Here is a 10,163-nt window from a genome sequence, read left to right as displayed (position 1 = left end):
GTTGGCGCCCCTCCCCCCTCCCCCCCCCCCCCCCCCCCCCCCGCACCCCCCCCCCCCCCCCCCCCCCCCCCCCCCCCCCCCCCCCCCCCCCCCCCCGAACCCCTTTGATCCCTTATTAAGAGGAGACCGGAAATGAGAATGGACAAGCGCCCCTCGCGCGTCGTGCGCGCGGGGGCGGCGGCCGCCGCGGCGGCCCTGCTGGTCGCCGGGTGCGGCGACGGACGCCCCAACGGCGGGGGCGGCGACGAGGTCGTCCTCGAAGGCGTCGACGACGGCACCACCCTCACCATGTGGACGCGCGCGGCCACCGAGGCCCAGTCCCAGGCCCTCGTGGACGCCTACAACGCGAGCCACGAGAACCAGATCGAGCTCACCGTGATCCCCACGGACGACTACCAGACCCGCGTCGGCACCGCCGCGGGCAACCAGGAGCTGCCCGACCTGTTCGCCCTCGACGTGGTGTTCGCCCCGAACTTCACCACCTCCGGGGCCTACCTCGACATCACCGACCGGATCGACTCGCTCGAGTTCAAGGACGCCCTCGCGCCCTCGCACCTCGACGTCGGCACCGTGGACGGCGCCCAGTACCTCGTGCCGCACACCCTCGACCTCTCCGTCCTGTTCTACAACAAGGACCTCTACACGCAAGCAGGCCTGGACCCGGAGAAGCCGCCGACCACGCTCGCCGAGTTCGCGGAGCAGGCCCGCGCCGTGGACGCCCTCGGCGGGGACGTGAGCGGCACCTTCTTCGGCGGCAACTGCGGCGGCTGCTTCGTCTTCACCTGGTGGCCGACCCTCTGGGCCGAAGGCGTCGAGGTCATGAACGAGGAGGGCACCGAATCGCTGCTCGCCTCCCCTGAGGCGCAGGAACTCTACGCGACCTACCGGAGCCTCGTCGAGGACGACATCGTCGCCCCCGGCCACAACGAGGAGACCGGCGCGACCTGGGTCTCGCTGTTCCCCGAAGGGAACATCGGCGTCATGCCGATGCCCTCCACGATGCTCGGCCTCATGCCCGAGGACATGAACATCGGCGTCGCGCCCATCCCGGGCCTCACCGGCGGCGAGTCCACGTTCATCGGCGGCGACTCGATCGGCATCAGCGCCAACTCCGAGAACCCGAACCAGGCCTGGGACTTCCTGCGCTGGAGCCTCGAAGAGGAGCAGCAGGTCGACATCCTCGCCGCGAACGGCGACGTCATGGCCCGCACCGACCTCGGCGACAACGAGTACTACGCGGACAACCCGAACGCGGTCATCATCAACGACCTCGTCGGCGTCGGCCGCACCCCGTACTCGCTGCACTTCGGCCAGACCTTCAACGACCCGCAGGGCCCGTGGCTCCCGCTGGTCCGCGAAGCGGTCTACGGCGAGGCGGGCGCGGACCTGAACGCGCTCAACGACGACGTCACGGCCTCCCTCTCCAGTTAGGAAGCAAACTCCATATGCGTTACTCGCGCAAGCTGGCCGGCATGCTCTACGCCGCTCCCGTAGCGGCCTTCGTGCTGGTCTTCTTCGTCGCGCCGCTGCTGCTGGTCGGACGCATGTCCGCGTCCGACTGGCCGCTGCTGAAGGGCGACCTCGGCATCAACATGCCGCAGAACTACGAAGGCATCGCCGACAACCCGCTGTTCTGGCCCGCCGTGGGCTTCACGCTCAAGTACACCGGGATCGTCGTCGTCGTCCTCATCGGGCTCTCGCTGCTCCTGGCGCTCATCGTCGCCGACCGCCGCAAGGGCACCGGGTTCTTCCGCACCGCGTTCTTCCTGCCGACCACGCTCGGGCTCGCCTCGGCGTCCCTGCTGTTCTTCGGGTTCTACAGCCCCGCGATCGGCCCGCTCGACCCGATGCTGGAAACCCTCGGCCTCGAACCCGTCTCCTGGCTCGGAACCCCAACGGCCGCTTTGTGGTCCACGGTGCTCCTCGTCGTCTGGAAGATGGCCGGGTTCTTCATGATCATCCTGCTCGTCGGCCTGCAAGGGATCTCGCCGGACGTCTACGAGGCCGCCCGCCTCGACGGCGCGAACCGCTGGCAGTCCTTCTGGCACGTCACCGTCCCGCTCCTGCGGCCCGCGCTCGGACTCGTGTTCATCCTGTCCGTCACCGGCTCGCTCCTGGCGTTCGACCAGTTCTTCATCCTCACCAAGGGCGGCCCGGACAACTCCACGGTCACCGTCGTGCAGCTCGTCTACCGGGAGGCATTCCAGCGCTTCGACCTCGGCGCGGCCGCCGCCATCTCCGTCGTCGTCCTCGCCGCGCTCCTAGTGCTCAACATCGGCCAGTTCCGGGCCCTCAGAAAGGAAAGCTGATGAGCACCACTGAGCGCACAAAACCACTCTGGACGACGTCCTACTACGTGCTCGCCGGGGGCCTCTCCGTCCTCTTCCTCTTCCCGCTCGTCTGGACCGGCTACGCCTCTGTGGCCCCCGCCGGGGCCACCAACCAGCAGGACGGCTTCGGCTTCGGGAACTACGCGAGCCTCCTCGACTACGACGCCGGGCTCGGCCGCTACCTGTGGAACAGCGCGTACGTCTCGATCCTGACCGTCGCGTTCACCCTCGCGCTCTCGATCGCGGGCGGGTACGCGTTCGCGCGCTTCACGTTCCGCGGCCGCGACACCTTGTTCCTGCTCACCCTCGCGATCCTCATGGTCCCGTACTCGACCCTGCTCATCCCGCTCTACACGATGCTGGGGGACCTGGGCCTGCGCAACACCCTCTTCGGGCTCGCCCTGGTCCTCACCCTCTACCAGCTGCCGTTCGCGGTGTTCATGATGCGCATCTCCTTCGAGTCCGTGCCCAAGGAGATCGAGGAGTCCGCGATGTGCGACGGCGCCGGGACCTTCGGCGTCCTCACCCGCATCATGCTGTTCGCGGTCTGGCCCGGCCTCATCACCGTCGGCCTCTTCTCGTTCCTCGCCGCCTGGAACGACTTCATCGCCCCGCTCATTCTCGTCAGCGACGCCGACAAGGCCGTGCTGCCGGTGGCCATCGCCAACCTCCGCCAGCAGTCGATGGGCGCCATCGACTTCGGGGCGACCCAGGCCGGCGTGGTCGTCATGGCGCTGCCGTGCCTGGTGCTCTTCGCCCTGCTGCAGCGCCACTATGTCCGAGGATTCATGTCAGGAGCACTCAAGGGATGAACACCCCAACACCAGTCCTGCCTTCCACGGGCGCGCTGCGCCCGCTGGGGCTCGGCGAGGTCCGCATCACCGGAGGCCATTGGGGCCAGCGGCAGCGGACGAACGCCGAGAGCATCATCCGGCACTGCCTTCACTGGATCGAGCGGACCGGCTGGCTCGAGAACTTCACCAGGGCCGCCACCGGCGCCCCGTTCGAGCGGTCCGGACGCGAGTTCTCCGACTCCGAGGTCTACAAGCTCGCCGAGGCCATGGCCTGGGAGATCGGCCGCACCGGCGACCCGGGCCTCGAAGCGCGGTTCGCCGAGATCACCGCGCTCGTCAGCGCCGCCCAGGACGAGGACGGCTACGTCAGCACCATGTTCGGCCGCCCCGGCCAGCCGCCGCGCTACTCCGACCTCGAATGGGGCCACGAGCTCTACTGCTTCGGCCACCTCATCCAGGCCGGGGTGGCGCGGCTGCGGACCCGCGGCGAGGACGCGTTCACGCGGCTGTGCCGCCGCGCCGCCGACCACGTCTGCGCGGCCTTCGGGCCCGGCGGCATCGAGAGGGTCTGCGGCCACGCCGTCATCGAAACGGCCCTCGCCGAGTTCGCCCGCGCCACCGGCGAGACCCGCTACCTCGAGCAGGCCCGCCTCTTCATCGAACGGCGCGGCACCCACACACTCGCCGACGAAGGCTTCGGCCGCGCCTACTACCAGGACGACACGCCCGTCCGCGACGCCGAAGTCCTACGCGGGCACGTCGTGCGGTCCCTCTACCTCGCCTCCGGAGCGGTCGACGTCGCAGTGGACACCGGCGACGAGGAACTGCTGAAAGCCGTTGGACGCCAATGGCAGCGCACCCTGGCGCGCCGCACCCACCTCACCGGCGGCATGGGCTCGCGCTACATCGACGAGGCCTTCGGGCCCGACTACGCACTGCCCCCCGACCGCGCCTACTCCGAGTCCTGCGCGGGCGTCGCCGCCGTCATGACCGCCTGGCGGCTCATGCTCGCCACCGGCGACATGGGCTACGGCGACATGATCGAACGCGTCGCGCTGAACGTCCTCTCCGGAGCGGCCGCCCCCGACGGGCAGTCCTTCTTCTACGCCAACCCGCTCCACGTGCGCACCGCCGACGAAGCGCCGCCCCACGACCACGCCCTCCCGCACCAGGCCGCCCGCGGCCAGCGCGCCCCCTGGTACGACGTGTCGTGCTGCCCCACGAACCTGGCGCGCACGTTCGCGCAGTTCGCCGTCTACATAGCCACGGCCGACGATGCGGGCGTCCAGATCCACCAGTACGCCCCGGCGGTCATCGACACCGTCGTCGACGGCACCCGGTTCGCGCTCACCACGGCCACCTCCTATCCGGACGACGGCACGGTCGTGGTCCGCATCGACGCCAACGAAGGCGGCGAACGCACCGTCTCGCTCCGCGTCCCGGCCTGGGCCGAAGGCGCCACCGTGACCGGACCCGACGGCGCGCCCCGCGAGGTCGCGGCCGGGAGCACCGCCCACGTGACTGCTGCTTTCGCAGCGGGCGACAAGATCCGCCTGCACCTGCCGGTGGCCGCGCGCTGGACCGTCCCGGACCCGAGAGTCGACGCCGTTCGCGGCTGCGCCGCCGTCGAACGGGGCCCGATCGTGCTGTGCGCCGAGTCGATCGACCTCCCCGGCGGGGCCGACGTGGCGGAACTCACGGTCGACACTTCGGTCGCGCCGGTCGAGCGCGACGGCCGGATCTTCGTGTCCGCGCAGGTCCACGACCGCGAGAGCGACTGGCCCTACGGTCCGGCCGCACCGGACGCGGACGGCAAGTCTGCCGAGGTCGCGCTGATTCCCTTCCACCGCAGGGCGACTCGCGGCCCGGCGTCCATGAGGGTGTGGCTGCCGCTCGGCTGACCGGATTGGGCCGGTGCGACCCGTAATGCGGGGACACCGGCCCTTCTCGTGTAACACGACGGAAATATCCGGCGGAACATCGCACTGGGAGTCCAAGTGCCGCATGGCCTTGCACCTTTAGGATGAGGTCCGTCGGGTGGGGTCGTACGGAGACGAGGAACCGAATAATGATCGAGCTGCTGGAAATCCTGGGCACCGCGGAGCAGGCGGCCGAGACGGCGGTGGCGGCGATCCGGGCGGGACTCGGGCGCGAACGCTCCATCAGCGGCAAAGGCGACCGCGATTTCGCGACGGACCTCGACTACGCCGCCGAAGACGCCGTCCGCGCGTTCCTCGAACAGGAGACCCCCGAGATCCCGCTGCTCGGTGAGGAGCGGGGCCGCACCGGCGACACCGAATCCCACTACGAATGGGTCCTCGACCCGATCGACGGGACCATCAACTTCGCCCACGGCTCCCCGATGTTCGCCGTCTCGCTCGCCTTGATGCGCAACGGGATGCCCGTCGTCGGCGTCGTCCACGCCCCTATGTCCGAAGAGCGCTTCAGCGCGGCACTCGGCCACGGCACGGCCCTCAACAAGCAGGCGCTCCACACGACCGGCCCCGCCGAACTCGCCGAGGCCGTCGTCGCCATGGGCGACTTCTCGGTCGGCCCCGACGCGGACAAGCGCAACCTCCGCCGCCTCGCCACCCTCCAGCGGCTCGTGCCGAAGGTGCAGCGCATCCGCATGCTCGGCACCGCCGCCCTCGACATGTGCTGGCTCGCCGCCGGACGCGTCGACGCGGTCTTCCACGAGCGCGTCAACCTCTGGGACGTCGCCGCCGGCACGGTCATCTGCCGCGAAGCCGGTCTCCTGGTCACCGACCTCGACGGCGTCGACTACGGCGACGGCGCCCTGTCGGTCCTCGCGGCGGGCCCGGCCATCCACCGCGCCCTCCTCGCCGAACTCGCCTGAACCGCAAACGACTTCGGATCGTGTCTGTTTGATGTCGGACCCGTGTGGGAGAGTCGTCTCATTTCTTCGGTTGGTAGGAGGCGGATGCGGGTGGGAAGGGGCACGCCCTACGCGGCGAGCGCCTGCTCGTCGTAGGCCTTCCTCGCCTCGATGATGTCGGGCTGGTGGCGCTGGGCCCAGTCGAGCAGGCCGGTGAGGTGCCCGTACAGCTCGCGCGCGCTCGGGGTCGCGTTGTACTCGACCTTCGGCGGGACGGTCGGGTAGACCGTGCGCTCGAGGAGGCCGTCGCGTTCGAGGTTCCGCAGGGTCAGGGTCAGCATGCGGCGGCTGATGCCGGGGACCGCGCGCTCGAGTTCGGTGTAGCGCACCGGGTTCCGGATGGCGGCGACGAGGATGGACACCGACCACTTGCCCGCGACGCGGTCGATGATCTGGACGATCGGGCAGGCCTCGGCCTGCACGTCGGACTTCGGCAGCACGCAGTCGTCGCTCATCTGAACCTCCATTGACGCGGTCCGGGCCACATGTGACCCGCTTCATAGCGAGGGCTTTTGGCCGATGACCTGGACAGGAACATCCCTGTACCCCCAGGCACATGAAAGTGCCTTCTTACGGATCGCTCCATTGGAACACATGATTACCCCAGGAACAAAACGTTCCCCATGAGGTCCAGTTCTTAGGAGCATCCGATGTCACCCATTGCAGCCCAAAGCCTCCGCACCCGGTGGCTCGCCGTGATCGCCCTCGCGGCCGCCCAGGTCATGATCGTCCTGGACCAGAACATCGTCAGCATCGCGCTCCCGGCCATCCGCGAAGACCTCGCGTTCAGCCAGGCGAACCTCGTGTGGACCGTCAACGCCTACGTGATCCCCTTCGGCGGCCTGCTGCTCCTGGCCGGACGCCTCGGCGACCTGGTCAGCCGCAAGTACGTGTTCCTCGCCGGCCTGGCGCTCTTCACCCTCGCCTCCGTCGCGGCGGCGCTGTCCGACTCGCAGGGCTTCCTTCTGGCGGCCCGCTTCGTGCAGGGCATCGGCGGCGCGATCACCGCCGCCGGGCTGCTGGGCATGATCGTCACGATCTTCCCCGAGCCCGAACACCAGGTGAAGGCCATCGGCGTCTACGGATTCGCCTCCGCAGGCGGCGGCGCCGCGGGCAGCGTGGTGGGCGGCGTGCTCACCGAAACCCTCGGCTGGGAATCGGTCTTCTACGTGAACCTCCCGCTGGGCCTGATCGTGGCCGCGATGGCCTGGAAGCTGCTCCCGACCGACCGCGGCATCGGCATGAAGGCCGGGGCCGACGTGATCGGCGCGGCCCTCGTCACCTCCGGCATCATGCTCGCCGTCTACACCCTGATCGAGACCGAGCGCAACGGCTTCACCTCGGCCCGCACCCTGGGCCTCGGCGCCCTTGCCATCGTCCTGCTCGCCGGGTTCGCCGTCCGCCAGGCCAAGGCCGCCTCGCCGCTGATCCCGCCGCGCATCCTTCGCTCCCGCAACGTCAACGGCGCGAACATCGCCCAGGCGCTCATGGTCGGCTCGGCCTTCGGGTTCATGTTCTTCACCGTGCTCTACCTGCAGCAGGTGCTCGAGTTCGCGCCGCTCGCGGCCGGCCTGGCGTTCCTGCCCGCGCCCATCGTGATCGCGGTGGTCTCGATGTGGCTGGCCCCGAAGCTCCTGACCCGCTTCGGCGCCCGTCCGATGGTCCTCACCGGCCTTGCCCTCATGGTCGCCGGGTTCATCCTCTTCGCCCAGATGCGGGCCGATGGCAACTACCTGGTCGACGTCCTGCCCGGCATGATCACCGCGCCGCTCGGTTTCGGCGTGGCGATGCCCGCCCTGATGACCCTCGGGATGGCCGACTCCAAGCCCGAGGACGCCGGTGTCACCTCCGGCCTGTTCAACACCGCCCAGCAGGTCGGCGGCGCGGTCGGCCTCGCAGTCATCAGCACCGCGGTCTCGGCCCGCACCGGCACCCTCCTCGAAACCGGTGCGGCCCAGGCCGAAGCCCTGACCGGCGGCTTCCGCCTCGGCTACTGGGTCGCCGCCGGACTCGCAGCCGCAGCCCTGCTCATCGCCTTCACCGTCATCAAGGCCCGCAAGGCCTCCGAGACCGAAGCCGACCAGATCCCGGTCGCCATCGGCTAAATGAACACCAACGCCCGGGGCCGCCTTCCGCACTGGAAGGCGGCCCCGGGCGTATGTCCGTCTTCTACCTGCGCGATCATCAAGCTGACTTGACACGGCGCTTGTTCGAGCAGCGCAAAAACACCGTATCCGGTGGTGCAGGGTGTGCCGTGATCGCGTTGGCGGCCGCGGGCGCGCTCATCGCGGGCGCTTTCGCCATAGCGCAGATTCCCCGGGGCGCATAAGCGCTCAGCCGGGGAACATGATGGCCCAGGCGGGTACGTGGTCGGTGAGCCAGACGCCGTTGTCGGAGCGGTGGAAGACGTACCCCGCTTCGGCCATTCGGGCCGCGTCGACCACTAGGACCACGGGTGCGCCGCGTCGCGAACCGACCCGCACGGCCGTCTCGCGGTCGGGGGACAAGTGGACGTCGTGGCGGTTCATGGCCTTCAGGCCCTCGTTGCGGATCGCTTCGACGAAGCCGCCCGTGGTGCCGTGGAAGAGCACGGCCGGGGGGTGGGCCGGTTCCAGGGCGAGGTCGACCTCAACGGAGTGGCCCTGACTCGCGCGGATCTTCCCGTCTCGCATGGCGAACCGCTGCTTGTCGTTGCGGGCCACCACTTCGTCGAGCTCTTCGCGCGAGACCGCGAACCGCTGGGCGGCGAGGGCCTTCAACAGCACGTCGACCTCGACCCAGCCGTGTTCGTCGAGTTCGATCCCGATCCGGGCCGGGTCGTGGCGCAGGTGCCGCGAGAGGTATTTCGAGACCTTCACCAGCCGGCGGTCGTCCACTTGAAACTCCGTTCTGAGGGGACCGCCAGACTATCGCGGCGCCCTACAGCTGCGTCAACGCGAAAACCAAGGCGAGCAGCGGGAACAGGCCCTGCTTGAGCGCGGCCGAGGCCATCGACCGGTCCTTCAGTACGAGCACGAGCGCTGCGCCGAGCATTGAGCCGCACGCGAACACGATGAGCGTCATGCCCACTGCGTGCGCGGACTGGACTACGGCGACGCCGACCAGCGCCCCGATGGCGAGGAACAGGTTGTACCAGCCCTGGTTGAACGCCCAGGAGCGGACGGTCTCGACGTTCGCTGTCGCCACCCGGAACACCCCGTGGTGGACCTTGGGGTCGGAGAAGCGCAGGCACTCCATGACCCAGATGTAGACATGGAGGAGCCCGGCGAGGGCGGCGAGGATCTGGACTGCGATCAGCATGGACTGCATTCTTCCCGATGCGGAGCCGCGCCGGGCCCGGACTCAGCTCCCGTCGAGCACGAGCAGGTCGGGCGGCACGAGCGTCCGCGTACGCAGGAGCTCGGTGACGAGGTTGTGGTTGAGCATGTTTCCCACCGGTTCCCCGACCTCCTCGCGGGTCAGACCCGGCACGCCCGCCGCCGAGAGCCGCTTGCGCACGCCCGCCACCAGGTGCTCGGCCTTCTTCGGCCGCCAGCCGCCGCCGGGGTGCAGTTCGGCGAGCTCGGCCGCGACCTGCTTCCACGACACCGGCTGCGGGTAGGCGTCGTGGAGGAGGTACCGCTGGGCGAGGCACACGAGCGCCAGCCGCTCGTCCGCGTCGAGCTTCCACGGCTTGTCCTTCAATGTGGACGCTTCGGGCACGGGCGTGGGCAGGCGCCCGTCGTCGCCCGCTACGTACAGCTCGACGAGGTGCCGCCGCCGAGCGGTGCCGCTGATGAACACCGGCGTGTACCCGGTCTCGAGCGGGTAGGCCTCGTCCTCGGGGAACAGCATCCGCGCGCCGGGCAGCTGGAGCGGCAGGTGCCCGGTGTTGGCGAGCCACCAGTGGTCCCCGCGCCGCGCGAGCCGCCCTTGGTTGCGGCTGACGCGGCGGTCGTCCTCGCCGACGCAGACGTGCACGTCGGGCCGGTTGCGTCCGAACAGGACGACTCGTTCCTCCTTGGGCCGGAACCGGACCCCGCCGGAGACGGAGAGGGCGTAGATCGTGCCCGGCTCGGATTCGGGCACCCCGAACGCGAGGCTCGCGTGGCTCGCGGGCAGCGGTTCGAGGCCCTCGACCTGGGGGATGTCGGTCATGGCGAC

The 10,163-nt window shown here is 69.7% G+C and carries 11 protein-coding genes; 7 read left to right on the top strand and 4 right to left on the bottom strand.

Going from position 1 to position 10,163, the window contains the following annotated elements; genetic code table 11:
• Positions 1-132: 132 nt before the first annotated feature.
• From ACZ60M_RS21970 to ACZ60M_RS21950, 5 genes are all read left to right on the top strand, one after another.
• Positions 133-1,431, top strand: coding sequence for an ABC transporter substrate-binding protein (locus ACZ60M_RS21970; RefSeq protein ID WP_465420820.1), 1,299 nt, complete (start codon positions 133-135; stop codon positions 1,429-1,431).
• Between the two features lie 14 nt (positions 1,432-1,445).
• Positions 1,446-2,309, top strand: a complete 864-nt coding sequence (locus ACZ60M_RS21965) for a carbohydrate ABC transporter permease (RefSeq protein ID WP_465420818.1) — start codon at positions 1,446-1,448, stop codon at positions 2,307-2,309.
• Entirely contained in the window at positions 2,309-3,142 is an 834-nt protein-coding gene (locus tag ACZ60M_RS21960) for a carbohydrate ABC transporter permease (protein ID WP_465420816.1), read from the top strand. The genes ACZ60M_RS21965 and ACZ60M_RS21960 overlap by 1 nt, the downstream gene beginning before the upstream one ends.
• The gene (locus ACZ60M_RS21955; RefSeq protein ID WP_465420814.1) at positions 3,139-5,025 is read left to right on the top strand and encodes a glycoside hydrolase family 127 protein; all 1,887 of its coding nucleotides are present in this window, start codon (positions 3,139-3,141) and stop codon (positions 5,023-5,025) included. Before ACZ60M_RS21960 ends, ACZ60M_RS21955 begins: the two co-directional genes overlap by 4 nt.
• Positions 5,026-5,192: 167 nt before the next feature.
• Positions 5,193-5,981 carry an inositol monophosphatase family protein gene (locus ACZ60M_RS21950; protein ID WP_465420813.1) on the top strand — a complete coding sequence of 263 codons (789 nt, stop codon included), beginning with the start codon at positions 5,193-5,195 and terminating at the stop codon, positions 5,979-5,981.
• A 107-nt stretch (positions 5,982-6,088) separates the two neighbouring features.
• Here ACZ60M_RS21950 and ACZ60M_RS21945 read toward each other — a convergent pair whose 3' ends face one another.
• Complete coding sequence (locus ACZ60M_RS21945) at positions 6,089-6,475, bottom strand: winged helix-turn-helix transcriptional regulator (protein WP_465420811.1); 387 nt, start codon at positions 6,473-6,475, stop codon at positions 6,089-6,091.
• Between the two features lie 195 nt (positions 6,476-6,670).
• Here ACZ60M_RS21945 and ACZ60M_RS21940 point away from each other — a divergent pair, with 195 nt between their 5' ends.
• Together ACZ60M_RS21940 and ACZ60M_RS21935 are read left to right on the top strand one after the other, a co-directional pair.
• On the top strand, positions 6,671-8,125 hold the full coding sequence (locus ACZ60M_RS21940) for an MFS transporter (RefSeq protein ID WP_465420810.1): 1,455 nt from the start codon (positions 6,671-6,673) through the stop codon (positions 8,123-8,125).
• A 53-nt stretch (positions 8,126-8,178) separates the two neighbouring features.
• Positions 8,179-8,349: a hypothetical protein gene (locus ACZ60M_RS21935; RefSeq protein WP_465420808.1), complete on the top strand. Its 171-nt coding sequence runs from the start codon at positions 8,179-8,181 to the stop codon at positions 8,347-8,349.
• A gap of 4 nt (positions 8,350-8,353) precedes the next feature.
• Here ACZ60M_RS21935 and ACZ60M_RS21930 read toward each other — a convergent pair whose 3' ends face one another.
• The 3 genes from ACZ60M_RS21930 to ACZ60M_RS21920 are packed head-to-tail and all read right to left on the bottom strand — an operon-like array spanning position 8,354 to position 10,157.
• Positions 8,354-8,896, bottom strand: a complete 543-nt coding sequence (locus tag ACZ60M_RS21930) for an RNA 2'-phosphotransferase (protein ID WP_465420807.1) — start codon at positions 8,894-8,896, stop codon at positions 8,354-8,356.
• Positions 8,897-8,939: 43 nt separating this feature from the next.
• On the bottom strand, positions 8,940-9,320 hold the full coding sequence (locus ACZ60M_RS21925) for a DUF1304 domain-containing protein (RefSeq protein ID WP_465420806.1): 381 nt from the start codon (positions 9,318-9,320) through the stop codon (positions 8,940-8,942).
• A 42-nt stretch (positions 9,321-9,362) separates the two neighbouring features.
• Complete coding sequence (locus tag ACZ60M_RS21920; RefSeq protein ID WP_465420805.1) at positions 9,363-10,157, bottom strand: FHA domain-containing protein; 795 nt, start codon at positions 10,155-10,157, stop codon at positions 9,363-9,365.
• Between the last annotated feature and the right edge of the window lie 6 nt (positions 10,158-10,163).

Source organism: Glycomyces sp. NPDC050141, from assembly GCF_055586545.1.
This window is presented reverse-complemented; position numbering and strand designations above follow the sequence as displayed.

Bases quoted from the DNA above. Each gene is read 5' to 3' on its own strand.
- ACZ60M_RS21970 (WP_465420820.1), top strand. From the start codon at position 133: ATGAGAATGGACAAGCGCCCCTCGCGCGTCGTGCGCGCGGGGGCGGCG.
- ACZ60M_RS21965 (WP_465420818.1), top strand. From the start codon at position 1,446: ATGCGTTACTCGCGCAAGCTGGCCGGCATGCTCTACGCCGCTCCCGTA.
- ACZ60M_RS21960 (WP_465420816.1), top strand. From the start codon at position 2,309: ATGAGCACCACTGAGCGCACAAAACCACTCTGGACGACGTCCTACTAC.
- ACZ60M_RS21955 (WP_465420814.1), top strand. From the start codon at position 3,139: ATGAACACCCCAACACCAGTCCTGCCTTCCACGGGCGCGCTGCGCCCG.
- ACZ60M_RS21950 (WP_465420813.1), top strand. From the start codon at position 5,193: ATGATCGAGCTGCTGGAAATCCTGGGCACCGCGGAGCAGGCGGCCGAG.
- ACZ60M_RS21945 (WP_465420811.1), bottom strand. From the start codon at position 6,475: ATGAGCGACGACTGCGTGCTGCCGAAGTCCGACGTGCAGGCCGAGGCC.
- ACZ60M_RS21940 (WP_465420810.1), top strand. From the start codon at position 6,671: ATGTCACCCATTGCAGCCCAAAGCCTCCGCACCCGGTGGCTCGCCGTG.
- ACZ60M_RS21935 (WP_465420808.1), top strand. From the start codon at position 8,179: ATGTCCGTCTTCTACCTGCGCGATCATCAAGCTGACTTGACACGGCGC.
- ACZ60M_RS21925 (WP_465420806.1), bottom strand. From the start codon at position 9,320: ATGCTGATCGCAGTCCAGATCCTCGCCGCCCTCGCCGGGCTCCTCCAT.
- ACZ60M_RS21920 (WP_465420805.1), bottom strand. From the start codon at position 10,157: ATGACCGACATCCCCCAGGTCGAGGGCCTCGAACCGCTGCCCGCGAGC.